Here is a 25,133-nt window from a genome sequence, read left to right on the forward strand (position 1 = left end):
TCGATGAAACTGATGCACGGCGGATCCACCCTGGATCGCACGTGACCCAATCCAGATCACCATCGCGCGGGGTTGTTGCAGCCTCAATGGCTTGTTCCAGGCGCGGCGCGTCATTCGATCCTCTGGCATGAACGGTGCCATTCGGATAGGATGGAGGGCCTCAACATGCGCTGGAACAATGGCTTGGGGGTTCGGTTCGGTCGGGCGGCGGCGTTCGGCGCGGCGATGTTCGCGTCGGCGTTCATGAGCGGATGTGGCGGCGAATCGCCGAACCAGCTCGCGGCGGCCGAGGAGACGTCGACGTCGTCGGCCAATGGCTACACCGACACGTACACGCAGACGAAATACCCCATCGTGCTTTGCCACGGCATGGCGGGCTTCGACGAGCTGTTCGGCGTCGTGGACTATTTCCACGGCATCGAGTCGTCGCTCGCGTCGGGCGGCGCGCGCGTCTTCGTGACGCAGGTGCCCGCGTTCTCGTCCACCGAGGCGCGCGGCGAGGAGCTGCTGCAGCAGGTCGAGGAGATCGTCGCGGCCACGGGCGCGAAGAAGGTGAACCTCATCGGCCATAGCCACGGCGGCCTCGACATCCGGTACGTCGCCACGGTGCGGCCCGACCTCGTCGCGAGCGTGACGAGCGTGGGCTCGCCGCACCACGGCGCCGACCTTGCCGATTTCCTCCGCGACAACATGACCGAAGGCGGCTTCTCCGAGGCCGTGCTCTCGCTCTTCGCGAACTCGCTCGGGACGATCCTCGGCCTGCTCTCGGGCCAGACGAGCCCGCAGGATTCGGTGGCCGCGCTGGAGTCGCTCTCGTCCGACGGCGCCGCGACGTACAACGCGACCTACGGCGCGGGCCTGCCTTCCGCGTGGTGCGGCGAGGGCGCGCACGAGGTGAACGGGATCCGGTATTTCTCGTGGTCTGGCACCTCGAAGGTGACGAACGTGCTCGACGTCTCCGATTACCCGATGGGCCTCACGGGCATCATCTACGACGACGCGAACGACGGGCTCGTCGGCCGCTGCAGCTCGCACCTCGGCGACGTCATCCGCGACGATTACAAGATGAACCACCTCGACGAGGTGAACCAGCTCTTCGGCATCACGGCGCCGTTCCAGACGAGCCCGAAGTCGGTCTTCCGCACCCACGCGAACCGCCTGAAGCTCCTCGGCCTCTGACGAACATCCGAAAGCGAGGATGCGCGTGAACCGCCGCCGCATCACCACGGGGTTCGCCCTCGTCACGCTCGCCCTTGCAGCCGGAATCGGCCTGTGGAGACGCGCCGGGGACGAACCCACGCGCGCGGTCGAGACGACGGCGGAAACGCGCAGCGGCAGCCCGAAGAGCGCGGCCCACCGAAAGACCTCGGCGGCGCCGGATCGACGTGCCGCGGCAAACGTCGATACCCGCGAGAAGAGCCCATTCCAGGAGAAGGCCCGCTCACTGCGTGGCACGGACGAGGACGGCGCCTTGCGCGTCGGGCCCGATGGCTCCCTCCTTCTCGGGCCGGACATCCTGCGCCTCTTCGATTACTACTTCACCACCGAGGGCGAGGAGAGCGACGAGACGATCCGCGCGCGGATCCTCGCCGCCATTCGCGAGCGCGTCGACGGCCCGGCCGCCCTCCAGGCCGCGGCGCTGCTCGATCAATACCTCGCGTATCGAAAGGACAAGGGCGGGCTCGAGCTGCCGAAGGCCGAGGAGGCCGATCCGACGGCGCGGCTCGAAGCGCTGAAAAAGCTCCGGCGCAAGCATTTCGGCGAGGAAACGGCGGACGCGCTCTTCGGCGACGAGGAGCGCGAGGGCGAGGTCGCCGCAGAGGCGAGCCGGGTTCGTCAGGACGAGACGCTGACGGCCGAGGAGCGGGAGCAAAAGATCGCCGCGCTCGAAGCGGGCTTGCCGAAGGGAGCACGCGAGGCGCGGGAAGCCGCGACGTTGCCGCTCCGCGCGCGCGCCGAGGTGGACGCGATGCGCGCGGAAGGCGCGACGGACGAGGACGTGTACACGAAGCGCGTCGAGACGCTCGGCGTGGAGGCGGCCGACAGGCTGGCCGAGCTCGACGCCGAGCGCGCGGCGTGGAAGGCGCGGATCGAGGCGTTCCGGAAGGAGCGCGACGCGCTCGCCGCGAAGACGCAGGATGAGGCCGCATTCAAGGCGGCCGAGCAAGCGCTGCTCGATCGTTCGTTCGCGCCGCTCGAACAGCGCCGGGTGCGGGCGACGCTCGCCATGTCGAACAAGTGAACGGCGCGCCTTGCGCGTCGGGTTCCGTGCTGGTACGCGGGGCCTTCGATGCAAGGGCGTGTGCTCATCGTGGCCGGCTCGGACTCGGGCGGCGGTGCGGGAATCCAGGCGGATCTGAAGGCCGTGACGGCGCTCGGCGCGTTCGGGGCGACCGCGATCACGGCGCTCACCGCGCAGAACACGCGCGGCGTCTTCGGGGTTTTTCCGGTCCCGCCCGCGTTCCTCGCGCAGCAGATGAGCCTCGTGCTGGAGGACATCGGCGCGGACGCGATCAAGACGGGCATGCTCCATTCGGCCGAGGTGATCGACGTCGTCGCCGACGTGCACGAGCGCCTCGCGAAGGACGTGCCGCTCGTCGTCGATCCGGTGATGGTGGCGAAAGGCGGCGCGCCGCTTCTGCTCCCGGAGGCGCGCGAAGCGCTCATCGGCCGGCTCCTGCCGCGCGCGGCGCTGATCACGCCGAACCTGCCGGAGGCGGAGGTTCTTTCAGGTCAAACGATCGACGGCGTCGCGGGGATGCGGCGCGTGGCCGAGGCGCTGCTCGCGCTCGGGCCGAAGGCGGTGCTCGTGAAGGGCGGGCACCTCGAAGGGCCGAAGGTCACGGACGTGCTCGTCACGGCCGCGGGGGAGCGGATCTTCGAGGACGATCGCATCGAGACCACCTCGACGCACGGGACAGGATGCACGCTGGCGTCGGCGATCGCCGCGGGGATCGCGCAGGGGCTCGGCGTGGAAGCGGCCATCGCGCGGGCGCGGCGATACATCCGGCTCGCGATCGCGCAGGCACCGGGGCTCGGACACGGGCACGGGCCCCTGAATCACGCGGTGACCGTCCGTCCGTTCGACTGACTATTCGGGGATCGGCGGCTCCGAGAAGCAGCCGATGGTCGTGTCGATCCGGAAGTTCGATTCGCTCGTGTGCCGCTCGGCGAAGAAGAAATCGAGCGGATAGGTCTTGCCCTTCTGGATCCCGAGCTCGGCCGCGCGCTCGTCGAGGTTCACCGTCGAGGTTTGCGCGCCGTGCACGCCGCCGAGGTCGATGACCTTCTTGCCGTTGATGAACGTGAAGAGGTCGTCGTCGCCCGTGAACGTGAAGATCTCGCCGCCCTCGTAGATGAACTGCGTCCGCAGCTCGAGCGTGAAATGGTAATTGTGGGTGTTGAACTCGTCGCCGAAACCCTGGCCGTCAATGGGGAAAAACGCCGAATTGTTGTACGTGTAGGTCCCGCCGCCCATGGCCGTGAGCGGGATCTCGACCGGGATCGCAATGTTCACGCCCGCGACGTCGTTGAACCACTGGTCGAAATTCTCCTTGCCCGTCGTCGTCGGCGTCGTGGGGTTGCCCGCGTAGACGGGTTTTCCGTCCGCCCCCAGCTCGTCCGTGACGATGCCCGGATCGTCGCCGAGGAAATCCTCGAAATCCGGGTGCGCGACCTGGAAATCGCGCACGGTGGCCTTGAGGATGGGATTGCAGGTCGGCCCGCCGCCGCCCGTGCCTCCGCCCGCGCCGCCGACACCCGAGGGAAAAAGCTCGCCGCCTTCCCCGCCCTGGCCCATGCCGCCCGCGCCGCCTGGACCTGAAGCGCCGCTGCCGCTCCCGCCGGCGCCCGACCCTCCGAGGCCGCCCGTGGCGCCGGTGCCGCTCTCCCCGCACGCGGTCGTCGCGCCGAAGAGGCCCATGATCGAAAGAACGAGCGCAAAGCGCCCGATCCGGTCCGCGTGTCGTGTCTTCGTCATGGAGGGGATGGTAACCGCGCTGCGCAGGCGGTGTCACGCCGGAGGACGCGCGGACGCCGTGCTCAACCTGCCGAAACGAGCCCCACCGGGCAGCTCACGCCGGTGCCGCCGATGCCGCAGTAACCGCCCGGGTTCTTCGCGAGGTACTGCTGGTGATAATCTTCAGCGTAATAGAACGTGGGCGCTTCGAGGATCTCCGTCGTGATGTCCCCGTGCCCCGCGGCCTTGAGCGCCTTCTGGTAGGCGACACGCGAGCGCTCGGCGGCCATCTTTTGCAGGAGGCCGAAGCAATAAATGCCCGAGCGATACTGCGTGCCGACGTCGTTGCCCTGGCGCATGCCCTGCGTCGGGTCGTGGTTCTCCCAGAAAACCGCGAGCAGCTCCTCGTACGAAACCTTCGCGGGCTCGAAGACGACGAGCACGACCTCGTTGTGGCCGGTGCGGCCGGTGCAAACCTCTTCGTAGGTGGGGTTCGGCGTGAACCCGGCGGCGTATCCGACGGCTGTCGAGTACACGCCCTTCGTTTGCCAGAACTTGCGCTCCGCGCCCCAGAAGCAGCCGAGCCCGAACATCGCCTGCTCGGTGCCCTCGGGGAACGGGGGCACGATCCGCGCGCCGTTCACGAAGTGCCGCTCGGGCACGTGCATCCGATCGCTCCGCCCGGGGAGCGCCTGCTCCTTCGTGGGCATCTGCAGCTTGTTCGGGTCGACCTTGAAGAACATGGGCGTATCTTGGTGCGGAAGGCTCCGCGCGGCAAGATACGCCCGTCCGTCAGGGATTCGATCAGCTCGGATCGGCCACGCGGCCGACGAAGAGCACGGACTTCGTCGCGATGTCGCGGATGAAGAACATGAAGGGCTTGTCGAACGTGATCGCCGCAGGCTGGGGCGCGCTCGTCTCGCCCACGATGACCGCGGTCGCCGCCGCGGCCTCGGTCCCCGCCTCGTTCACCGAGACGAACGACTGGTGAATCACGTCCGAGATGAAGAGCCCGCCCGTCCCATTGATGCCCGAGAGATCAGCGCCGTCCGTGAATGCGATGCCCATGCCGAGCGCCTTCAGCGGGTCGACCAGGCTGAACTTCGACTCGAACTTGAACTTCGGCAAACGCGTGTCGACGCTGTGCTCCGAGAGCCCGCCGACGACCTCGCTCAGCTTGGCCGCGTCGAGGCCGCCCTCGAACGCGTCGAGATCGTCCGGCAGGACGAGCACCATCGAGAGCTCGTCGCCGTCGTACGGCAGCTCGACGGCCGCGTAACCCGCGCCCTTCACGTACGGCGCCTCGACGTAGCCCTGCATCATGGGCACGGTGACCGACGCGCCGTCGCTCGTCGTGAACGAGGCGTTCTGCGTGTTCTCCTCCTCGAACGGCGTTCGCCAGGCCGCATTGAAGTACACGGCGTTCGTCAGCACGAGCCGCGTGCTCGAGTCGATGGAATCGGGCGAGAGGATGTCCTTGATCTTGCCCTCGGTCTTCTTCTCGACCCAGCCGTTGATCAGCGCGAGGGCCTGATCCGTACCCTCGACGAAATCGACGATGTTCATGCCGGCGCCGTAGTTCGTGCCGAGCACATCGAGGAACGCCGTCTCGAAGGGATAATTCACCTGGCCCCAGACCGCGTTCGCGATGTTGAGCCGGAAGCCCTGGCCGTCCGAGCCCTTCGCGTCCTTGCCGCGGCTCGCGAGCGCGAGGTCGAGCGCGTTGTACGCCGGATGGAGCTGCGCCTGCGGCAGGTTGAAGTGCAGCGCCTTCGCCATGTCCGTTTCGGTTTGTCCGCGCGCGCCGGCCCAGGTCATCGCGAGGGCGCTGGAGATCGAGTGCGGAGAATAGAAGAAGTTTCCGGGCTCGCTGCGGAGGGTCTTGTACATGTCGACCGCGAACGCCGTGTTGCCGTCGACGAGCGTGCCGAGATCGGCGCTGGGGACGTTCGGGTTCGTGATCCGCTGCGCGCCGGAGGTCACGACGCAGCCGGGAGTGCCCGGATCGTGGCAATCACCGGTGTTGTTTGCCCCCGGCGGCTCGGGCGGCGCGGACGAGCTGCAAGCGAGGGCGGAGAGGGAAAGAAGCAGGGAGAAAAGAGGGAGCGTTCGCATGTTGGGAGCCCAAAGCAATCGGCATGCCGCAGGGCTTTTTCCGCGCTTCCATGACGCACGCGCCGAAAGCGCGGCAGCCGTGTCGGAGAACGGCTCAGGCTGGCACGGAGTGGCGATGGCTCACGCTGCAATGGCGGCGCGCGGGACGTCCCCGCCGCCTGCGCCGAAACTCTGTTCGACCGCCCGCATCAAGGACGGAGACGGCGAGAGGGTGGCGAGCGCCTCGCGATCCGCGGCCGAGACCTCGCCACCGCGCTGGCCGATGCGCGCGAGGATCGTGGTGAGCTCGAGGAGCCACACCGCCTCGCGCGCGTCGGCGGCGCCGAAAAGATCGTGGCTGATCCAAGATGTGCCGTGCTGCGAACGATGATGGACGGCGCGGCCCTCGGTGAGGAGCTGATCGTGCACCGGGCCGGGCACGTGCAGATCGATGTGGCCATTGCGGTGTACGTGGCCGAGCTCGCGGCCCTTCAAGTAGAAGCCGATCGTATTGATGGGCCGAGCGCACGCGACCACGCCGTCGATGCCGTCGAGCGCGGCGAGCAACTCGTCGATCGCAGCCTCGCGCGCGCCCTCTAGGCCGACGATGCCCTCGGACGTGCGGGAGACGGCGGGGTTGTCTTTGGGACCGAGCGCCGCGCGCGCCCAGAGCACCGCGACGGCGGCGGACGTCACGGTGGCCGTGGCGAGCCCGACGAAGAGGCCACGCACGCCGGCGATCCGCGCTCCGAGCACGGCGAGCGGCAAAGCGAGAAAGAGGCCGCGCATCGCGGAGATCACGGTGGAGCGCACGGCCCTGTCGATCGCGTTGAACGTCGAGCTCGTGACGGCGACGATCCCCGTCGCGCCATACGCGAGCGGTAGGATCAGGAGGTAATCGTCGGCCATGCCGAGGACCTCGTCATCCGACGAGAACACGGACGCGAGCGGGCGGCGCAGGATCAGCATCGCGGTCCATACGACGGCGCCCCACGCGACGACGATACGTTGCGCGAGGCTGAGCGCCTGGGCCACGCGGTCCTCGCGATGCGCGCCCCAGTTCTGGCCAATGAACGGCGTGAGCGCCATCGAGAGCGCCATCGAGGGGATCACGAGCAGGCCGTCGAGGCGGCTGCCGAGCCCGTACGCGGCCACGGCGTCGCTGCCGTACCGCGCGATGAATCCGGTGACGAGCGCCGTCGAGATCGGCGTGAGCGCATTGGAGACGGCGGCCGGCAGGCCCACCGAGAGGATCTGCCGGAACGAAACGAAGAGCTCACGCGCGGTTGGCACGTGCAGATCGAGGAGCTCGAGCCGCGCGCCGAGCACCCATAACGAGATGCACATCGTCACCCCGCGCGCGAGCACGGAGGCGAGCGCGGCGCCGCGGAGACCAAGCGCGGGGATGGGGCCCGCGCCAAAGATGAGCAACGGATCGAGCGCGACGTTCATGACCGCGAAGACGGCCATGATCTTCGCCGGCGTCTTCGAATCCCCGGTCGCTTGCATTGCGCCGTTGCCGACCATCGGCACCACGAGGAAAACGACGCCGCCGAACCAGATGTTCATGTACGACGAGAGCAACGCGACGACTGGCTCGTCTGCGCCGAGCGCGCGAAAAAGATCGGCGCCGAAGAGCATCCCGAGCGCCGAGAGCACGGCGACGACGAGCAGCGCGAGCAGCATCGCGTGCGTGCAAAGCCTGCGCGCGGCGCCCGTGTCGCCGCCGCCCACGGCCCGCGAGATCGCCGCCGCGGAACCGACGTTGAGCCCGAAAGCGACGCTCATGACGAGCGCGATCACGGGGAACGCGAAGCTCATCACGGCGAGCTCGCGTGGCCCGAGGCGGCCCACGAAGAAAGTATCGGCGATGCCGGCCAGCATCATGAGCACGATGCTGAGGGTCATCGGCACGGCGAGGCGCACGAGCGCTTTCGGGATCGGGTCCGTGAGAAGGTTCGTCGGCGGAGGTTTGGGAGATACCAATGCGGGCCCCGTGTCTCGGAACCACGCTACCATGCGCGCCGCGCCGCCGTCACGAGAGGCGGAAATGATCGGCCCTGAAAAACATACAGCCCCGGGCTCCCCATGAGCCTCGGGGCCGGATCGCCGAGCGGGAAAAATCGCGATCGACCTCATGGAAGCCCGCCCCGCGCGTCCCGTCAACTCGATTTCGACGAATGCAATTCTTTTGGCCCATCATGCGCGTTCGGTTTATCGCCCCGGGCGGAGCGCGCCCGGACGCCCTTGGTCCTTCGCGCAGCGCGGCATGCATTCGTATGCATGTAATAGTTCTTGCCGGCTGCGTGTCGACATGGCGCCGAGGGTGGTCATTCCGGAGCGCAGGTCCTACCCGACGGAGCACGATACGAGCGTCGCGTGGGAAGGCCCGTCCCTGGTAAGGTGGGGGCTCCCATGAAAAAGGCCGAAATCGATGCCCTCGTGCTCGCTCATCGGGGAAGCGCCCGCGCCGTGGCCTTCTTGCACGTCCTCCGGCAAGCTTCGCTCACGCCGGACGATCACAGCTTCCTCGCCGAGCACGCGCACGAGCTCACGTCCGCAGATCTTCTTCGCTGGCGCGCGCGCACGGTGTCCGCGGATCGCACGCCCATCCTCGTCGCGCTCGCGAAGCTCTGCGAGGACAAACCCGCCGAGTTCGAGCACGAGGTGCTGAACGCGCCCGGGCTCTCCTTCGAGGATCGGGAATGGGAGACGCTCGCCAACCTCGTCCGCGGAAAGGTCCCGCCCGCGCTCGAGGCGCGTATCGAGCGCCGAGAAACCCGAGCGCCTGCGCCCGCCGCGGTCTTCGCGCCCTCTCCCCACGGTGAGGGGCTCCGGTCGGCCCACGAAGTGGGCCTTCCTCTGCCCCCCACACCCCCCGCGGACGAACCCGTCGATCTCGCGTCGATGTTCGACCTCGACGACGCGAGCGCGCCGGATGCTTCGGGCTCGAAAGAAGGGGACGGATCGTTCTTCGGCGGCGACTCGCTCGGCGATGAGCTCGGCCTTGATCTCGGTGGTGACGAAGGCGACCCGCTCTTCGCAGATCCGTTCGCGGGGCTCACCGTCGAGGACGCGTTCGAGAAGGTGAAAACCGGGACGAACGGCGACGAGCGCGCGATGCTGCTCGATTGGCTCGCCGCGCAGGGCGCCTCCGCCGAGCGGCTCATGAGCGCCGCGCTCGCCTCGCTGCATCAGGGGCCCGTGACCTCGCCCGTGGTCGCGTGGATCGGAAAGCGGCTCGCTTCGAAAGCGGACTGGGAGACGAACGGACACGGCCTCTTTCTGGCGCTCGTCCAGCGGCGCGCTTTCCCGGAGCTGCAGGAGCTCGTCGCGCAAGGCGCCGGGGATTCCCCGGAGCTCGCGGAAGCGCGGCTCGCGGCGTTCGGCCACGTGCTCATCGACGTCGCGGGCGACGCGATCAAAGAAAAGGACGAGGCGCGCGCGGCCGCGATGCTCGCCGCGCTGTCGGCGCAGGGCGCGACGGACGAGACACGCAAGAGGTTCGGCGCGTTGAAACAAGCTCTCCACGAGGCGAACGCCTCGGCGTATCTCGTGACGCTCGTCGACCTCGTGGTGCAGCATGCGCACACGCGCAGCGAAAACCCGACGGAAGGGATGATCGCGGCCGTGCACACGCTCTCGGACGTGCTCGGCTCGGGCTCGTAAGCCCGCTCAACGCTTCTTCGTGGACTTCGGCTTCGGCCCGTCCCCGGCTTTGCCCGTGGCGGCTTCGTTCTTCGGCGCCTTCTCCGGCGAACGGATTCGCACGGGCACGACGACCCAGTCGTTCGGTTTCAAGAGCTCCTTCGAGATCCATCCGACGGGCGCGTTCTTCGCGGTCGTCTCGACGAACGCGTACGCGCGGCCCTGGTAGCGGATCTTCTCGCCCTGCGCCGGCACGGCGACGCCGAGCATCGCGTGCCGGTGCGCATTCGAGTTCAGGAGCACGCTGTCGATGCCGATCGCGTCGAGCAGCATGTGCAAAAGGAGCGCCTTCGAATCGCAGTCGCCTTTTTTCGCCGAGGCCACGAGCGCCGGCGGCATGAGGCCGAAGGGACGATCTTTGGGGATCTCGTAAGGGATCGTCTGGACGAACGAGGCCAAGAGCTCGACGGCGTCGAGCGGGCCGAGCTTCGCCTCCTGGATGCGCGCCTTGAAGCGCGCGGCGAGCGGATCGACGTCGGGTTTGCTACGCTCCACGAGCGACTCGAAGATGCACTGCATGCTCGCGTCGCAGCCCGGCGGCGGGACCCATCGGAACGCGCCGTCGCCCGCGTCCTGGTATTTGAGGCGCTGCGCGAGCTCGCGGTGCGCCGCGTCGACGTCGCGCTGCTCGTCCGCGCCGAGCGCGTAGCCGGCGCGATAGACGGGCGGTTCGAGACGACGATCCCGCCACGCATACTTCGTCGCGCCGGATGCCGGCGTCTTTTCGGGATACACCGCGACGCCGAGATCGACGCCCGGCGTGTCCTCGGACGGCTCTTCATCGCCGCTTTGCGAAAGCAGCTCGCCGAGGTCTCCGAGGTTGCAACAGCAGCCCGCGACGAACACGCACGCGGCCGCGGCAAACGTGAGGACGGTTCGACCGTTCATGACGGCGCCATCACCTCGTCACGCGCGAGCTCGGGCAGCGGCAAGAGGCCGTCGAGGGCGGTCTCGAGGCCCGGCGCGGCCACGAGCGCGATCACCACCATCACCGCGCCGAGCACGAGCGCGGGCGCGAGGTTGCCCTTCCGGATCTCGGCGAGCTCGTCCACGCCGCGCGTGAGCCGGACGAAGAGGAACGTGCCCACGGCGAGCGCCAAAGCGCCCACGGCGAGCGAGAGCGCGACGTGCGCGAGGCCGTAAAACGCGAACTTGCTCAGCATCACCGGCGCGAGCTTCTGGCCGCGGTACATGAGGTCCATCGCGGCGAACGTCGCCGACACCGCGTGCTGCGCGAGGAGCCCGAGCGAGAGCAGGCCCGCGGCCGAGATGACGGCGACGGCCGCGTTGCCCTTCGCGAACTCCTCGTCGATCTCGCCGAGGCGCAAGAGCCGCCCGAGCACGCGCGCTCCGAGCCACACACCCAGGGCGCCGACGAGGATGCCAAAGAGGACCTTGCCGATCCCGATCAGGAAGAGGGCGACGTTCACGGCGCGAGCGTAGCGGAATCAAAAGGCCCTCGAAACCGGCGAACGAGCGCGGGGCCCCTGGGCCGGACACCGCGGAAAACGCTGGAGTTTCGCTTCTTGTGTCCTCCGAGGGCTCGCTCTTTCGCGTCCCCCGGCTCACGAGGTGTTTCATGGCGAGCTCGTGCGATGTGACGCACCAAGCGTTGCGCGAGCCGAGCGGGGATCGTACGTAGCAAGGACGAAGAAGTCCCAAGAGGAGGCGCGCGCGTCGCGAGAGCACCGAACATGCCCGAATCTCACGAAAATCCGCTGCTCGGCCTCGGCTACGAAATTCCCTTCGATCGCATACGCGGCGAGCACGTGCAGCCAGCCGTGAAAGCGCTCCTCGCCGAGGCGAAGGCGCGGCTCGACGCCCTCGCGGCGGACCCGGCCCCCCGCACGTACGACAGCACGATCACCGCGCTCGAACGGGTGACGGAGCCGCTCGATTTCGTGATGGGCGTGGTCGGACACCTGGAGTCCGTCGCGACGACGCCGGAGCTCCGCGCCGCGTATTCCGCGGTGCAACCCGAGGTGAGCGAGTTCTTCAGCGGCATCGCGCTCTCGGAGCCCGTGTGGAACGCGCTCAAGGCGTACGCCGCGACGGACGAGGCGAAGGCGCTCACGGGGACACGCAAGCGGCTGCTCGACAAGACGATCGCCGATTTCAAGCGCAGCGGCGCGGACCTCGATCCCGAGGGGAAGAAGCGGCTCGCCGAGATCGACGTGGAGCTCGCACAGCTCACGCTTCGTTACGGGCAGAACGTGCTCGACTCGACGAACGCGTTCGAGCTCGTGATCGGCGAGCCCGAGAAGCTCGCGGGTCTGCCCGAAGGCGCGGTGCTCGCGGCGAAGGCGAGCGCGGAGGCGAAAGGCCTCTCGGGCCATCGCTTCACGATGCAGGCGCCGAGCTACCTGCCCGTGATGACGTACCTCGACGATCGCTCGATCCGCGAGCGCATGTACCGCGCCTACGCCACGCGCGCGACCGAGCCGCCCTGGGACAACCGGCTGCTCCTGCAGCGGATCCTCGTGCTGCGGCGCGAGAAGGCGCGCCTGCTCGGCTTCGACAGTTTTGCCGACCTCGTGCTCGAAGATCGCATGGCGAAGTCTGGGCACGCCGCGCGTACGTTCGTGCAGACGTTGCGTGAAAAGACGCAGGCGCACTTTGATCGCGAGAACGCCGAGCTCGAAGCGTTCCGCAAGGAGATCGAGGGCCCGGACGCGCCGCCGATCGAGCCGTGGGACGTCGCGTATTACGCCGAGAAGCTCCGCCGCGCGCGGTACGATTTCGACGAGGAGTCGCTCCGCCCCTATTTCTCCGCGGAGAGGGCGCTCGAAGGCGTCTTCGCGATCGCCTCGGCGCTCTACGGCGTGCGCATCGAGCCTTCGCCCGAGACGAAAGCGTGGCACGAGACGGTCTCGACGTACCGCATCGTGGAGCCGAAGGGGCACACGAGCGCGGTGTTCTACGTGGACCTCTGGCCACGCGAGTCGAAGCGCGACGGCGCATGGATGCAGGGCCTCGTGACGGGCGTCGCCGAGGCCCAGGCGCCGGCCTCGCACGTGGAGGTGCTCGCGGGCAACCTGACGCCGCCGATCGGCGATCGTCCCGCGCTGCTCAACCACCGCGAGGTCGAGACGCTCTTCCACGAGTTCGGCCACCTCATGCATCACGCGTCGAGCTGCGTGGAGGTGCGCACGCTGGCCGGGACGAACGTGGCGTGGGACTTCGTCGAGCTGCCCTCGCAGATCATGGAGAACTGGTGCTGGGAGAAGGAGGCGCTCGACCTCTTCGCGCGGCACCACGAGACGAACGAGCCGATCCCGGCGCCGCTGCTCGAGCGCATGCGGTCGGCGCGCACGTTCCGCGCGGCGAACGCGATGATGCGGCAGCTCGGCTTCGCCGAGGTCGATCTCGCGCTGCACGTGGACTGGGATCCAGCGCGTGACGGTGATCCCACCGCGTACGGTCGCGAGATCATCTCCCGCCACTCGCCCGCGAAGCTGCCCTCCGATCACGCGATGCTCGCCTCGTTCTCGCACCTCTTCTCGAGCCCGGTCGGGTATGCCGCGGGGTATTACTCGTACAAGTGGGCGGAGGTGCTCGACGCCGACGCGTTCTCGCGGTTCAAGCGCGAGGGGCTGTTCAGCCGGGAGGTCGGCGAGGCCTTCCGATCCGAGATCCTCGCCCGAGGCGACAGCGAGGATCCGATGGTCCTTTACCGGCGCTTCATGGGGCGCGAACCAACCCTGGAGGCGCTGCTCGAACGCGACGGCCTCATCGCGTCCGGGACGGCGGTGGCCGTTTGATGAGCGAACAGAACGTCACGAACAAGCGAAGCGACAAGGTCATCCGCGCCATGACGAACGATGGCGCGTTCCGGGTCATCACAGCGCTCACGACCGAGACGGTGCGCGGCGCGATCGCCTCGCAAGGAGCGAAGGGCGCGGTGGCGAGCCGCTTCGGCGAGCTCGTCACGGGCGCGATCCTGATCCGCGAGGCGATGAGCCCGAACCTGCGCGTGCAGAGCATCCTGAAGGGCGCGGGCGGCAAGGGCAGCATCGTGGCCGACGCGCACCCGGACGGCACGAGCCGCGGCCTCGTCGGCTTCAGCGGGGAGACGGGCGAGGACATGACGGGCGGCAAGGGCGCGCTGCTCAAGATGATGCGGACGTTGCCGAACGGCGCGCTGCATCAGGGCATCGTGGAGGTCTCGTTCGAGGGGCAGGACGGCGGGATCTCGGGGGCGCTCATGGCGTACATGCAGCACTCCGAGCAGATCGTCTCCACGATCGCGGTGACCACGCTGCTCCAAGGGGACGAGGTCGTCGCGGCGGGCGGCTACATCGTCGAGCTCTTGCCGGAGGTCGAGCGCGGGCCGCTCATGATCATGACGCAGAGGCTCGAAGACTTCCCGAAGCTCGACGACCTGCTCCGCAAAGGAGATCTCACGCCGAATGCGCTGATCGAGGATCTCCTTTATGGCATGCCGTACACGCTGCTCGCGGAATCCGATCTGCGTTATGCGTGCCATTGCAGTGAGCTTCGCGTCCTTTCCAGCCTCGCGACGCTCCCGCGCTCGGACATCGAGGAGCTGCTCCGCGACAACAAGGTCCTGGAGATCACCTGCGATTATTGCCGAAAAGAATACGGCATCCAACCGTCGCAGCTCAAAGCGCTCCTCATGGCGAGCTGAACAGGCTCGCTCGATCGTCCCCGCCAAATGATAAGCCCTCCCGCCCCGGCCACTGCCATTCCGGCCAGCACGGCGCCACTCATTCGCGTTTCGCCGGCTTGACCATTCTTTGTTCGGATGCCACGCCTCCCGGGTACGGGGGGCAACCAATGGATCTCTCTTCCCACGAGCGCGAGGTCACGCGCGTCGCCACCACCATTCGTGTTCAAGCTAGCCGGGGCGGGCCCGTCCGTATCGACAAGGGCGGCGTCTCCCATTTCGTCCCCGTCCCGGGCGATCCACGGGAGCACGCCACGCCCATCGACGCCTCGCGGCTCCGGCGCGTGCTCACCATCGATCCGGAGCGCCGCGTCTGCGTTGCCGAGCCCGGCGTCACGTTCGCCGAGCTCGTCCCGCGCACGCTCGAACATGGCCTCGTGCCTGCGGTCGTCCCCGAGCTCGAGGACATCACGCTTGGCGGCGCTGTCGCGGGCTGCTCGATCGAGTCGAGCTCGTACCGTTACGGCGGCTTCCATGATAGCTGCCTCGAATACGAGGTCATCTCGGGCGACGGCGAGATCGTCACCTGCTCGGCCGACAAAGAGCCGCTGCTCTTCGACATGATCCACGGCTCGTACGGCACGCTCGGCGTCCTCTCGCGCCTCACGTTCAAGCTCGTGCCGGCGAAACCGTTCGTCCGGATGGAATACCGCCGCTTTCACAGCTTCGACGCCTTCAATGCGGCCATGGTGGAGCGCTGCCGCGTGGGCGATTTCGAGTTCGTCGACGGCATCGTGCACGGACCGCGTACGTTCGTGCTCTGCCTCGGCACGTTCGTGGACGCGGCGCCGTTCACCTCGAACTATCGCTGGCTCGACGTCTATTACAAGAGCACCCTCGGACGGACGGAGGATTTCCTCACGACGGCCGATTATTTCTTCCGCTACGACGCCGAATGCCACTGGCTCAGCCGCACCGTGCCGGGGCTCGAGACGAAGCCCGTGCGCTGGCTCGTCGGCCGCCACGTGCTCGGCTCGCGCAACCTCATTCGCTGGTCGAAGCGGCTCGATCGCGTGCTCGGCCTGAAGTCGCGCCCCGACGTCGTCTGCGACGTCTTCGTGCCTCAGCGGAACTTCTCCGCGTTCTACCAGTGGTACGCGCGTGATTTCGATTTCTGGCCGCTCTGGGTCGTCCCCTACCGCATGCCGCGCCCCTACCCGTGGATCCGCGAATCACACGCGAAGTACAAGGACGAGCTCTGGATCGACTGCGCGGTCTACGGCAAGCCCAATGACGACCCGCTCGTCGACTGGTCCGAGGTGCTCGAGCAGAAGACGTACGAGCTTGGCGGCGTGAAGACTTTGATCTCGCGCAACCATTACACCGAGGAGCGATTCTGGGAGATCTACGACCGCGAGCGTTACGAGGCCGCGAAGCGGAGGCTCGACCCGCACGGCGTCTTCCCCGGCCTCTACGAGAAGTGCCATCGCGTCCGCAAAAGCTGACGCTCCGCTCCTCCGTCCGCCGTGATACGGTGGCGGGCGAAGGAGCTTGCCATGCTACCGTCTCGGACTCTTGCCGCTTGTCTCATAACATTTTCTGGTCTCGCCGCGCTCGGATGCTCGGACGGGACGGAGACGCCCGCGGGGACGTCGCCGCTCGCCGTCCCCGAGGGGTGTAATCCCATCGCATTCGAAAATGACTGCCTCCTGCCCTACCCGTCCGATTTCTACCTGAAGGACGACGCCTCCATGCCGAGCGGCAAGCGGGTCGTGATCCCCGAGGCCGCGCAGATGAAGGACAGGAACGAGAAGCCCTTCGATTTCACGGTGTCGCACCCGATCGACGGGTTCTCGGCGCACCAGCCGATCCTCGTGCATTTCAAGGATGGCGTGAGCACCGAGGGCGTCGTCTTTCACACGGACGAGCCCGAAAAGAGCCTCTCGCCCGAGAGCAAGGTGATCCTGCTCGACGCGGAGACGGGCAAACCCGTGCCGGTCTGGGCCGAGGTCGACATGAACACGCTCGAACCGTCGGAGCGGGCCTTCATCCTTCGGCCCTTCGTGCGGCTGGAAAACGACAAGCGATACATCGTCGCGCTCCAGGGGCTCGCGCCGGCGTCGGAGGCGGCCGCGGGCCCGCTGCTCGCGCCGCCCGAAGGGTTCAAGCGAATCCGAGACAAACGGGCCGACACCGATCCGGTGCTCGGGCCCATCGCGAGCCGCTACGAAAAGGAGGTTTTCCCCGCGCTCGTGGCCCATGGCGTCTCGCGGGAGACGCTCCAGCTCGCCTGGGATTTCACGACGAGCAGCGAGGAGGTGAACACGCGTGACCTTCTCACGATGCGGGACGATCTCATCGCCAAGCTCGAGGCGAAGCCGCCGGCCGTGAGCAATGTCGTCGTCAAGGAATATACGCAGGGAATGAACGAGGAGGCCGGCGAGAACGAGAACATCTGGCTGCGGATCGAGGGCACGATCAAGGTGCCGCTTTACATGGAGAGCGTCGAGCCGGGCGCGGCGATCCATCGGGACGCGAGCGGCAAGCCGGCGCAGAACGGCGACGCGGACGTGCCGTTCATCCTCCAGGTCCCGCATAGTCTGAAGCCCGCGGACGCGAACTTCGAGTCGGCGCGCATTCTCCAGTACGGGCACGGCTTCTTCGGGCTCGCCGAGGAGATCAATTACGGCTTCATGCGCGGCTACGAGAACGAGCGCAAGTACATCGCGGCCGCGGTCGATCTCTGGGGCATGGCCGAGCCGGACATCGAGATCGTGCTGCAAAAAGCCCTTTCCGAACCCGGCGCCGTCTTCAGCTTCGTCGACCGCATCCACCAGGGCATCATCAACTACATCGCCCTGAGTTATGCCTTGAAGGGCCCGATCGCCGCGCTGCCCGAGCTCCAGCAATTCGGCAAACCCCTCTACGACACGAACAAGCTCTTCTATTACGGGATCAGCCAGGGCTCGATCTTCGGCGTCACCATGCTGGCCCTGAACCCGATCCTCGATCGCGCGGCGCTCGGCGTCGGCGGCGGCCCGTACTCGCTCATGATGTCGCGCTCGGCGAGTTATCAGCAGCTCTACGGCATGCTCCAGAGCCAGATCCAGAACCCGCTCACCCTCACGAAGCTGATCGCCCTGAGCCAGGGCACCTGGGACCGCGTCGACCCCATGACCTACGCGCCGCACCTTTTGAAGGACACCTACCCGAACAGCCCCGCGAACCGGCACGTGCTCATGCAGATCGGGATCGGGGATCACTCGGTGAACAACCTCGCGAGCCACCTCGTCGCGCGCGCGACGGGCATTCCCCTGCTCGACCCCGCGCCGCGGCCGATCTGGGGCCTCGAGAGCACGACGGCGCCCGCGGACGACGCGCTCGTCGTGATCGACTTCAAGCTCGCGACCGAGCCCGGGATCGAATGCAGATTGCCCACGGAGGCCGAGAAGAACGACGTGCACGAGGACGTGCGGCGCAACGTGAAGGTCAAGGACCAGCTCGATCTGTTCTTCCAGCCGGACGGGCAGATCCAGAACACCTGCGACGGCGCCTGCGATCCTGAATAGCGGACCCATTGCGCCCGGCCTTCCTTTTGCGCTACGGTTCGTCCGCGCGCAAAGGAGGACCGGGCATGGCGACGTCATACAGGACGAAGGCGACCGCGACGAAGACCCCCACCACGAAGAAGAGCCCCGCGAAGAAGGCCGCGGCCGAGGCTCCGGCGAAGAAACAAGCGGCCGCGACCAAGAAGGCGGCTCCTGCGAAGAAGGCCGCCGCGCCGACGAAAAAGGCCGCGGCGGCCCCCGCTCCGGCCGCGCCGGCGGCGACGGGCAGCGGCGAGGCGGCCCCCACCTTCTCGCTGCTCTCGGACGCGGGGACGACGGTGTCGCTCTCCGATTTCGCCGGCAAGCGCGTGGTCCTTTATTTCTACCCGAAGGACGACACGCCCGGGTGCACGCGCGAGGCGTGCGCGTTCCAGGACAACCTCGCGACGCTGAAGAAGAAGGGCGCCGTGGTGCTCGGCGTGAGCCGCGACGGCGTGAATTCGCACGTGAAGTTCAAGGCGAAGTACAACCTCGGCTTCCCGCTGCTCGCCGACACGGACGGCGCCGTGCATCGCGCGTATGGGGCGTGGGGGACGAAGACGAATTACGGCAGGACGTTCGAAGGCGCGCTACGAACGACGGTGATCATCGATGAGCAGGGCCGGATCGCGAAGCGGTTCGCGAACGTGAAGGTCGACGGCCACGCCGATCAGGTGCTCGCGGCGCTCGCGGCGCTCTGAGCTTCCCTTCACGCCCCCTTCGGGGGCTCCTCGGTTCCGGTGGGCGGCTTCTGCTGGTTCTTGCGGCGGGTCGCGGCGCTCTTCTCGGCATACTGGGCGCGATACTGGAGCGTCGATTCGAAGGTCGCGAGCAGGCCGGGCTTGTTCTCTTCCTTCGCGGTATCGACGACGGCCTTGCCGATCCTGCTGATCAAGGCTTCGAGTTTGTCTTCATAATAGGCTTCGCTCTCCCGCAGGACCTCGGCGAGCTTGTCGGCCTCCGGGCGCTGGGCGCGGATCTCCCCGAGGATGTTCTTGATCTCGAGGATCTCGGCGTACCAATCCGCATGGATACGGGCCTCGCTTCCGTGCGCGGGTATCGCCGTGGCGAGGTCGGCGATGACGCCTTCGCAGCCCGGCTTCGAGCGCTTGAGCTTCGACATCTCGCCATGCTTGACGTCGACGAGTTTGTGCTTGAACGGCGACGCATCGACGACACCATTGCCCGTGTACTTGCCAACCGAATTCTCCGACATCGAATCCTCCTTGTGCAGGGGAGTGGCCCTGTATGCGCGTTCGACGGAGCGCGGGGATTCATCATCCGACGAGAGCACATTTTTCACGTCCGAGCGGACCGTGAACGAGGTCCAGGGACTCCGATCACGGGCTCGCCGGCTTCGATGTCGAAGGGGAGGACTCCGATCACGGGCTCGCCGGCTTCGATGTCGAAGGGTGAGGACTCCGATCACGGGCTCGCCGACTTCGATATCGAAGGGGGAGGACTCCGATCACGGGCTCGCCGGCTTCGATGTCGAAGGGGGAGGACTTCGATCTCAGACTCGCCGACCTCGATCACGGGCTCGCCGGCTTCGATATCGAAGGGGGAGGACTCCGATCACGAGCTCGCCGACTTCGATGTCGAAGGGGGAGGACTTCGATCTCGGGCTCGCAGACTTCGAAACAGCGCCTGGAGCTCGGCGATGCTGTCACACTTCGGGATGCCCGGACGATGTGCGGGCGTGCGAAACCTGTTCCCTGTCCTGTCCATCCTCCTCGCCGCTTGCGGCGCCGCGCCGCCCGTGGTCCCCCTCGCGGCCCCGGTCGAGCCATCGGCCCCGGAGGCCCGCCCACGCGCCGCCGTTCGTCCGCGGGGTTGTCTTGGCGCCGGTTCCCCCGTGGCCTCGCCCGTATCCGCCGAAGCCGCGCGACAACGAGCCGCGACAGCCGCGCATGCGCCGGACCGCTGGGGCAAAGGCTACCGGGCGCTCGAGCCGCCGCCGGGTTTCCGCGTCGTCCCTGTATCGAAAGACGCAGCCAGCGCCGCCGCGGACGACGAGATCGAGACGACCGTCGCGCCCGCCGACCTCGTGACGAGATTCGAATACGAGGGCGACATGGGGCTCTTGGTCGTCGTCCAGGTGTTCGACCACCCGGCCACGCGGCCAGAGGGGCACAGTCTGTTTCGTCACGCGGTCATATCGTACGACACGAACGGCGAGGACGTCACCGACGAGATGGAAGACGACAGCTTCAAGAACTGGTTCGACCACCTCGCCGAGCTTCGCGACGAGGAGGGCCGGCACATCGTGGAATGGTCTTACCGCGAGAAGGGCTGCGAGCGCGCCGAGCTTTACGAGCGATTCATCGAGGACGGGGACCATCTCTGGCACATCGCGATCGAAGTCATGCCCAGGGCGCCCGAGGAAGACATGCTCCTCTGGATGGCCCTGCTCTTCGACGCGCCCCTCGCGAGCCCCGCCGCCCCCGATCGCCGCGGCATCATCGAAAACGAAAATACGCGCTGACGAAGAAGAATGCGGAGCCGAGCGCGCGCCCTCGGCTTCTCCGGACGACGAAGGAATGGAAGATCCGCGACCGCCGCGGTACGCTCGGCTCGTGTACGAGGTGAAGAATCAGGTCGGCAAGCTCGTCGAGATCCGGCTCTGGTCGCCGGTCAGCGCGGCGGAAGCAGTCGCGTGGGCCCGCGACCACGACAGCGTGGTGGCCGCCGTCGGCGGACCGTACGTGTGCCTGGTCGATCTCTTCGACGCCAAGGTGTTCCCGCAGGACGCCGTCGACGCCTACACGGCGGTGATGCAGGCCGAGCCCCACCTGAAGCGCACGGGCACCTTGCTCTCGCCTTCGCCGACGTCGGCGCTCCAGGTGCGCCGGATGCTGCGCGAGACCGACAACCCCGTGCGGCGCGCGTTCACCGAGGTGCAGCCGCTCCTCGACTGGCTCGATCCCGTCCTCACCCCGCTCGAACGGGCGCGCCTGCGCGAGGCGCTCGCGGAGCGCGGCCGCGTCTAGAAGCCGTGCTCAGTCGGAGCAGTGGAGGCGCGGCTCCAGGCGGCCGTAATAGTTGAAGCCCCAGTTGCTGTCCCAGTTGCCATGCGATTCGGCCGCGACCTGGATGTCCCACGCGTTCTGCGCGCCGTACTCGTTGAACGCCCAGTAGAACAGGTGCTCCTCGGTGGGCGACATGTCGCCACAGACCCATTGCCCGCTCGAATAGGGCGGGAATGTGAGCCCGTCGCAGACCGAATACCCCCCGTAGCCGCCATTGCTGCACCAGACGCAATTGCGCGGGCCCGAATCGAGCACCACGTAGGCGTCGTCGTTCGTCCCGGCGCTCGCAGGCAGGAACGCATCGTTATCGTTGAGCTGCACGTAGATGTTGATCTCGTCGTCCGGGTACATGTCGCGGAGGTATCCGCGATATGCAATCGTGAGCAGGGCGTGGGCATCATAGAGATCCACGCTGTTCCGGATGATCTCGAAGGGTCCGGTGGAAACGGTGTCCACGATGCCACACGTCGGATAGCTGGGCGGATACATCGAGGCGTCGGCCTCACGGGTCGAAAGGCCCAGCGCGAGCGGGAGAGCGAGCAGGAAGAATTTGGCTTTCATGAGGAGATCCGGCCTATCGAACAACACGACCGGCGTCAAGGGCTCCCGTATTGCGGCGGGCCTCGTCAGAACTCCGCGACCCGCCCGCCCATCATCACCTTGCGGACCCCGTTGATGACGACGTTGATGTCCGCCAGAGGGTCGCCTTCGACTGCGATGATGTCGGCGTAATAGCCCACCGCGACCTTTCCGATCTCGTTTTGCACGCCGATGCTCTCGGCTCCATGAATGGTGGCGGCGCGAATCGCCTCGAGCGGGGTCATCCCGGCCTGCACGAACCAGGCGAGCTCCTGCGTATTTTGACCGAATCCGGTGAACACGGCGTCCGAGCCCATCGCGATCTTCACGCCCATCAGGTGCGCCTGGGCTGCGCTGGCGAGGTTGTCGCGGATATACGCGTCGAACTTCGCCTCCAGATCGGGGGCGTAGCCGAAGAACGCGAGGTTATCCTTGTAATACCGGTTGTGATCGATGGTCGGCACGTAGATCGTCCCCTTGTCGATCATGATGCCGCAGTCCACCGCGTCGAGGCCCTCCGGGTGCTCGATCGAGTCTGGGCCGGCCATAATGGCGAGCCTGGCCGTGTCCTCGTGGTACGCGTGGATCGCGATGGGCAAACCCTCCTGGTGGGACGTGTCGACCAGCACCTGGAGCTCGTCGAACGTGAACGTCGGCAAGCAGTCGAGCGTCTTGTCGCTGCACCCGTCGGCCCATACTTTCACGAGATCGGCGCCGCGCAGCACCTGGAGCTGCACCCAGCCCTTCAATTGCTCGCGGGTGAACGCGCCCGGATGCTTGTGATTGGAGATCCCGCCGATGGAGTTATACATCCGCGGTCCCGGCGTCTTGCCGGACCTGATCTCGGCGCGCAGGGGGTTCAGGATGAAGTCGCTGCCGCCCTTGTCGATCGCGGTGGTGACGCCGGTCCTGAGCGTCGCCAGCGCGGCGCCGCGGGCAAGGTCCAGGAGCTTGTAGGGGTCGTTGTTCATCAGCCAGGGGGCACGGGTCCAGGGGAGCGTGCCCGGCTCCTTGTCCGTCTGGTAGGTGAAGTGGACATGGGCATCGACGAGCCCGGGGAGCCCGGTGTACGCCGTCCAATCGATGACGCTGGCCCCGCACGGAATCTGCTTTTCATCCGCGCCGACGTAGCTGATCCGATCCTCGTGGATCACGACGATCGCCTTGTCGATGACCGCGCCGTCGGGATTGACGAGCTTGCCCAGCCGAACGGCTTTGTCGTCGCTCGTGCATTCCCCGCTGCTCGTGCCGCCGGGGGGGTTCTGCTTTTCCGGGCCGCAATGGACAGTCGTGAGGATGACGAAGGCCAACGAAGCTCTTCGAAAAGCTGTTCTCCACATGGGAAAGCTCCTGATTCTGTCGGAATCGCCCCTCGAAGTGGCCTGTTCGTGTGGCCGCATGTCGAATCGCCCCCCGAAGTGGCCTGTGTATGTGGAAGGACACGGGGGCGTCAAGGAGAATGGATGGGAGAGGCTGTCTTCCACGCGCCTCCAGCGCCCACGCCGACCACGGCCAAGCGCGGCGGAACGGTGGATGGACGCTGGGGCAAGGGGAGTGCTCGTGGATGAATTCGAGCGAGCGCGCGTCGCTCGTTATGGTGTGGCAGCTCGTGCGTACGCGCTCGAGAAGAGCTCGACGAAGCTCCCGCCACCGCTACCGGGGTTCACACGCGACGTCGTCATCGACCCACTTGATGAAGATCAGCGAGTCGTTGTGGGTGGCACCGGCCGCGCTGTCCGCCCGGAAGCGCATGTCGTCGCGGTCCGCAGCCGCGCGGCAGTCTTGCGTGCCGTTGCTGTGCATGATCCAGACCGCGGAGCCATTGTCGAACTCCCGGAGCAGCAAGGCCCGTACCAATCCGGCCAATAGCCTTCCGGGCTTCATGAGGCCGGCAGACAAGAGGGCGCCCAGCGCAAGCTGTCACGGACACGCAACAACTGTCACGCTGCTATGACAGCGCCCGTAACGTCGTCATGACAGGTACGGCGAGGCGACAGAAACGAGCGCACACCGCGCGAAGAAGGGCCCCTATCACCGAGATCGTACGGGCGGTGCCCCTCTGGGCCGCTGCCAGGTGTGGCGGAGCACGGGTCCCATGGCTTTCGAGCCACGCCGGAGGTCGCCTGCGCACTCCAGCGGTTCGTCGCTCGCGCTCCCGACATACGAGGGCACTGTCCACCTCGAGCCGCCAGGATTCGACGAACCGTCGAAGAGCTCGATGGCCCTGGGGCTTGCGGACGGTCTCGCTCCACGTACCTTGGAATGGGTGTTTCGTGAACCGCGCCGACCTGACGGCCCAGAGGTGCCTGTCATGGAGTGCCAAAGAAGCCATATCGTCCTCGTGCCCGGGTTCGGCGGCTTCGACGTGCTCGGCTCGCTGCGGTATTACCACGGCGTCACCGACGTGCTCCGCGCAGCTGGGCTCGTCGTGCACTACTTTCCCAACCTGCCCTTGGCCAGCGTCGACACCCGGGCGAACGCGCTCAGGGATTGGCTCATCGAGCTGCGATTGCGGGGCATCATCGACGACGGGGACGATTTGCACCTCGTCGGCCATTCGACCGGAGGGCTGGACCTCCGCATGCTGCTCCGCGACCTTGCCGCGGATCTGCGCGGCGATGGGCCACGTCGTGACCTCCTCGGCGCCGTCAAGACGGCGCAGTTCCTGTCGACGCCCCATTGCGGGACCAACCTCGCCTTCTGGACGAACGGCTGGCTTACGAGGTTCCTCTTTGCCCACGCCATCCTGGGCACCTCCTATGGTACGACACGCGCGCTGGGGGAACAGGGGCTCGGTCGTTATGGTCAGCTCCTCCGGCGCGTCCTCCGGAGCGACGAGGAGCCCGACTGGATCGACGCCATCGTCGACACCATGGCGCTCTGCTACCCCTGCGACGAGCCCATCAAGCAGGCCCGGGCGCGCGCTTCGTACTTCGATTTGCTCAAATGGCTACGCAACGCGATGCGCGACCAATCCGTCATCGGCGATCTCGATCCCGAGCCCGGCAAGGTCGCGTCCACGAGCCCGGCGCAATGGGAAGGCCGGTCGGAGGCAAAGGAAGAGCAGGACCTCTTCGCCGAACGTGGGATCCGGGTCCGTTCCATCGTGACCGTCGCACCCCCGCCGCGGGGGAAATGGCCGCGGAACGTGTACGAGCTTTGTTATACCCTGACGGCCCTCGAGGGTTCGACCCGGATCGCGAGCCGCGCCTCCGTTCGCATCCCGAAGCTTTTCGAGCCGAACAGGACGGTGCTGCTGAAGCCCTCCGACAATGACGGGATCGTGAACAGCATCTCCATGATCTGGCCGTACGAGGAAGCAAGCTTCGCCGTGGAGGGAGATCACGGAGACGTCATGGGGCATTTCCGCAGCCCCTCCGCGGACGAGCGTATGCACGAGCGCGAGGACGATCGCGCATACGACCTCTTTCAATCCGGCTCATGCTTCGATGAGGCGTCGTTCCACAGGCTCTGGAATGGGATCGCCACCTTCGCGCGGGAGTGCGGCGCCGGCGGCGCTGCCTTGCGCGCTGCATAGGCGAGCGCGCGCC

At 67.1% G+C, this 25,133-nt stretch carries 22 protein-coding genes; 12 read left to right on the plus strand and 10 right to left on the minus strand.

Going from position 1 to position 25,133, the window contains the following annotated elements; genetic code table 11:
* The first annotated feature begins 165 nt into the window (after positions 1 to 165).
* The 3 genes from KEG57_RS41085 to thiD are packed head-to-tail and all read left to right on the plus strand — an operon-like array spanning position 166 to position 3,091.
* Positions 166 to 1,179, plus strand: a complete 1,014-nt coding sequence (locus KEG57_RS41085; protein WP_272426506.1) for an esterase/lipase family protein — start codon at positions 166 to 168, stop codon at positions 1,177 to 1,179.
* A 25-nt stretch (positions 1,180 to 1,204) separates the two neighbouring features.
* On the plus strand, positions 1,205 to 2,242 hold the full coding sequence (locus KEG57_RS41090) for a lipase secretion chaperone (RefSeq protein ID WP_272426507.1): 1,038 nt from the start codon (positions 1,205 to 1,207) through the stop codon (positions 2,240 to 2,242).
* A 48-nt stretch (positions 2,243 to 2,290) separates the two neighbouring features.
* Complete coding sequence (gene thiD, locus KEG57_RS41095; protein ID WP_272426508.1) at positions 2,291 to 3,091, plus strand: bifunctional hydroxymethylpyrimidine kinase/phosphomethylpyrimidine kinase; 801 nt, start codon at positions 2,291 to 2,293, stop codon at positions 3,089 to 3,091.
* On the opposite strand, the gene KEG57_RS41100 is transcribed toward thiD, so the two are convergent.
* From KEG57_RS41100 to KEG57_RS41115, 4 genes are all read right to left on the minus strand, one after another.
* On the minus strand, positions 3,092 to 3,979 hold the full coding sequence (locus KEG57_RS41100; RefSeq protein WP_272426509.1) for a fibro-slime domain-containing protein: 888 nt from the start codon (positions 3,977 to 3,979) through the stop codon (positions 3,092 to 3,094).
* 62 nt (positions 3,980 to 4,041) lie between these two features.
* Positions 4,042 to 4,701, minus strand: a complete 660-nt coding sequence (gene msrA / locus KEG57_RS41105; protein ID WP_272426510.1) for a peptide-methionine (S)-S-oxide reductase MsrA — start codon at positions 4,699 to 4,701, stop codon at positions 4,042 to 4,044.
* Positions 4,702 to 4,762: 61 nt separating this feature from the next.
* Positions 4,763 to 6,073 carry a serpin family protein gene (locus tag KEG57_RS41110; RefSeq protein WP_272426512.1) on the minus strand — a complete coding sequence of 437 codons (1,311 nt, stop codon included), beginning with the start codon at positions 6,071 to 6,073 and terminating at the stop codon, positions 4,763 to 4,765.
* Positions 6,074 to 6,193: 120 nt separating this feature from the next.
* Positions 6,194 to 8,071 (minus strand): MATE family efflux transporter, encoded by a 1,878-nt coding sequence (locus KEG57_RS41115; protein ID WP_272426514.1) that lies wholly within the window; start codon positions 8,069 to 8,071, stop codon positions 6,194 to 6,196.
* Between the two features lie 396 nt (positions 8,072 to 8,467).
* On the opposite strand from KEG57_RS41115, the gene KEG57_RS41120 reads away from it, so the two are divergent.
* Positions 8,468 to 9,721 carry a hypothetical protein gene (locus tag KEG57_RS41120; protein ID WP_272426516.1) on the plus strand — a complete coding sequence of 418 codons (1,254 nt, stop codon included), beginning with the start codon at positions 8,468 to 8,470 and terminating at the stop codon, positions 9,719 to 9,721.
* A gap of 6 nt (positions 9,722 to 9,727) precedes the next feature.
* Here KEG57_RS41120 and KEG57_RS41125 read toward each other — a convergent pair whose 3' ends face one another.
* Together KEG57_RS41125 and KEG57_RS55915 are read right to left on the minus strand one after the other, a co-directional pair.
* Positions 9,728 to 10,648, minus strand: coding sequence for a transglutaminase-like domain-containing protein (locus KEG57_RS41125; RefSeq protein WP_272459517.1), 921 nt, complete (start codon positions 10,646 to 10,648; stop codon positions 9,728 to 9,730).
* Complete coding sequence (locus tag KEG57_RS55915) at positions 10,645 to 11,190, minus strand: DUF350 domain-containing protein (protein WP_272459518.1); 546 nt, start codon at positions 11,188 to 11,190, stop codon at positions 10,645 to 10,647. The genes KEG57_RS41125 and KEG57_RS55915 overlap by 4 nt, the downstream gene beginning before the upstream one ends.
* Before the next feature lie 264 nt (positions 11,191 to 11,454).
* On the opposite strand from KEG57_RS55915, the gene KEG57_RS41135 reads away from it, so the two are divergent.
* From KEG57_RS41135 to bcp, 5 genes are all read left to right on the plus strand, one after another.
* On the plus strand, positions 11,455 to 13,521 hold the full coding sequence (locus KEG57_RS41135) for a M3 family metallopeptidase (RefSeq protein ID WP_272459519.1): 2,067 nt from the start codon (positions 11,455 to 11,457) through the stop codon (positions 13,519 to 13,521).
* Positions 13,521 to 14,408 carry an Hsp33 family molecular chaperone HslO gene (locus tag KEG57_RS41140; RefSeq protein WP_272426523.1) on the plus strand — a complete coding sequence of 296 codons (888 nt, stop codon included), beginning with the start codon at positions 13,521 to 13,523 and terminating at the stop codon, positions 14,406 to 14,408. The genes KEG57_RS41135 and KEG57_RS41140 overlap by 1 nt, the downstream gene beginning before the upstream one ends.
* A gap of 149 nt (positions 14,409 to 14,557) precedes the next feature.
* The gene (locus KEG57_RS41145) at positions 14,558 to 15,892 is read left to right on the plus strand and encodes an FAD-binding oxidoreductase (RefSeq protein ID WP_272426525.1); all 1,335 of its coding nucleotides are present in this window, start codon (positions 14,558 to 14,560) and stop codon (positions 15,890 to 15,892) included.
* 51 nt (positions 15,893 to 15,943) lie between these two features.
* Positions 15,944 to 17,956 carry a hypothetical protein gene (locus KEG57_RS41150; protein ID WP_272426526.1) on the plus strand — a complete coding sequence of 671 codons (2,013 nt, stop codon included), beginning with the start codon at positions 15,944 to 15,946 and terminating at the stop codon, positions 17,954 to 17,956.
* Positions 17,957 to 18,021: 65 nt separating this feature from the next.
* A complete protein-coding gene (gene bcp, locus KEG57_RS41155; RefSeq protein ID WP_272426528.1) occupies positions 18,022 to 18,675 on the plus strand; it encodes a thioredoxin-dependent thiol peroxidase in 654 nt (217 codons plus the stop codon).
* An 8-nt stretch (positions 18,676 to 18,683) separates the two neighbouring features.
* Here bcp and KEG57_RS41160 read toward each other — a convergent pair whose 3' ends face one another.
* Positions 18,684 to 19,190 (minus strand): hypothetical protein, encoded by a 507-nt coding sequence (locus tag KEG57_RS41160; RefSeq protein WP_272426530.1) that lies wholly within the window; start codon positions 19,188 to 19,190, stop codon positions 18,684 to 18,686.
* 483 nt (positions 19,191 to 19,673) lie between these two features.
* Here KEG57_RS41160 and KEG57_RS41165 point away from each other — a divergent pair, with 483 nt between their 5' ends.
* Entirely contained in the window at positions 19,674 to 20,459 is a 786-nt protein-coding gene (locus tag KEG57_RS41165) for a hypothetical protein (RefSeq protein WP_272426532.1), read from the plus strand.
* A gap of 55 nt (positions 20,460 to 20,514) precedes the next feature.
* Entirely contained in the window at positions 20,515 to 20,964 is a 450-nt protein-coding gene (locus KEG57_RS41170) for a hypothetical protein (RefSeq protein WP_272426534.1), read from the plus strand.
* A 9-nt stretch (positions 20,965 to 20,973) separates the two neighbouring features.
* Here the strand turns inward: KEG57_RS41170 and KEG57_RS41175 are convergent, their stop codons facing one another.
* The 3 genes from KEG57_RS41175 to KEG57_RS41185 form a co-directional block, all read right to left on the minus strand.
* On the minus strand, positions 20,974 to 21,564 hold the full coding sequence (locus tag KEG57_RS41175) for a hypothetical protein (RefSeq protein WP_272426536.1): 591 nt from the start codon (positions 21,562 to 21,564) through the stop codon (positions 20,974 to 20,976).
* A gap of 65 nt (positions 21,565 to 21,629) precedes the next feature.
* The gene (locus KEG57_RS41180) at positions 21,630 to 22,892 is read right to left on the minus strand and encodes an amidohydrolase family protein (protein WP_272426537.1); all 1,263 of its coding nucleotides are present in this window, start codon (positions 22,890 to 22,892) and stop codon (positions 21,630 to 21,632) included.
* A 343-nt stretch (positions 22,893 to 23,235) separates the two neighbouring features.
* Entirely contained in the window at positions 23,236 to 23,466 is a 231-nt protein-coding gene (locus KEG57_RS41185) for a hypothetical protein (RefSeq protein WP_272426538.1), read from the minus strand.
* A 427-nt stretch (positions 23,467 to 23,893) separates the two neighbouring features.
* Between KEG57_RS41185 and KEG57_RS41190 the strand changes: the two genes are divergently transcribed.
* A complete protein-coding gene (locus KEG57_RS41190) occupies positions 23,894 to 25,120 on the plus strand; it encodes an esterase/lipase family protein (protein ID WP_272426539.1) in 1,227 nt (408 codons plus the stop codon).
* The last annotated feature ends 13 nt before the right edge of the window (positions 25,121 to 25,133 follow it).

It is taken from the genome of Polyangium jinanense, from assembly GCF_028435365.1.

What these genes read in the sequence shown, in the direction of transcription:
- KEG57_RS41120 (WP_272426516.1), top strand. Translation starts at nt 8,468, where the DNA reads ATGAAAAAGGCCGAAATCGATGCCCTCGTGCTCGCTCATCGGGGAAGC.
- KEG57_RS41150 (WP_272426526.1), top strand. Translation starts at nt 15,944, where the DNA reads ATGCTACCGTCTCGGACTCTTGCCGCTTGTCTCATAACATTTTCTGGT.
- KEG57_RS41175 (WP_272426536.1), bottom strand. Translation starts at nt 21,564, where the DNA reads ATGAAAGCCAAATTCTTCCTGCTCGCTCTCCCGCTCGCGCTGGGCCTT.
- thiD (WP_272426508.1), top strand. Translation starts at nt 2,291, where the DNA reads ATGCAAGGGCGTGTGCTCATCGTGGCCGGCTCGGACTCGGGCGGCGGT.
- KEG57_RS41140 (WP_272426523.1), top strand. Translation starts at nt 13,521, where the DNA reads ATGAGCGAACAGAACGTCACGAACAAGCGAAGCGACAAGGTCATCCGC.
- bcp (WP_272426528.1), top strand. Translation starts at nt 18,022, where the DNA reads ATGGCGACGTCATACAGGACGAAGGCGACCGCGACGAAGACCCCCACC.
- KEG57_RS41190 (WP_272426539.1), top strand. Translation starts at nt 23,894, where the DNA reads ATGGAGTGCCAAAGAAGCCATATCGTCCTCGTGCCCGGGTTCGGCGGC.
- KEG57_RS41185 (WP_272426538.1), bottom strand. Translation starts at nt 23,466, where the DNA reads ATGAAGCCCGGAAGGCTATTGGCCGGATTGGTACGGGCCTTGCTGCTC.
- KEG57_RS41160 (WP_272426530.1), bottom strand. Translation starts at nt 19,190, where the DNA reads ATGTCGGAGAATTCGGTTGGCAAGTACACGGGCAATGGTGTCGTCGAT.
- KEG57_RS41125 (WP_272459517.1), bottom strand. Translation starts at nt 10,648, where the DNA reads ATGAACGGTCGAACCGTCCTCACGTTTGCCGCGGCCGCGTGCGTGTTC.
- KEG57_RS41100 (WP_272426509.1), bottom strand. Translation starts at nt 3,979, where the DNA reads ATGACGAAGACACGACACGCGGACCGGATCGGGCGCTTTGCGCTCGTT.
- KEG57_RS41170 (WP_272426534.1), top strand. Translation starts at nt 20,515, where the DNA reads ATGGAAGATCCGCGACCGCCGCGGTACGCTCGGCTCGTGTACGAGGTG.
- KEG57_RS41110 (WP_272426512.1), bottom strand. Translation starts at nt 6,073, where the DNA reads ATGCGAACGCTCCCTCTTTTCTCCCTGCTTCTTTCCCTCTCCGCCCTC.
- KEG57_RS41145 (WP_272426525.1), top strand. Translation starts at nt 14,558, where the DNA reads ATGGATCTCTCTTCCCACGAGCGCGAGGTCACGCGCGTCGCCACCACC.
- KEG57_RS41135 (WP_272459519.1), top strand. Translation starts at nt 11,455, where the DNA reads ATGCCCGAATCTCACGAAAATCCGCTGCTCGGCCTCGGCTACGAAATT.
- msrA (WP_272426510.1), bottom strand. Translation starts at nt 4,701, where the DNA reads ATGTTCTTCAAGGTCGACCCGAACAAGCTGCAGATGCCCACGAAGGAG.
- KEG57_RS41085 (WP_272426506.1), top strand. Translation starts at nt 166, where the DNA reads ATGCGCTGGAACAATGGCTTGGGGGTTCGGTTCGGTCGGGCGGCGGCG.
- KEG57_RS41115 (WP_272426514.1), bottom strand. Translation starts at nt 8,071, where the DNA reads ATGGTAGCGTGGTTCCGAGACACGGGGCCCGCATTGGTATCTCCCAAA.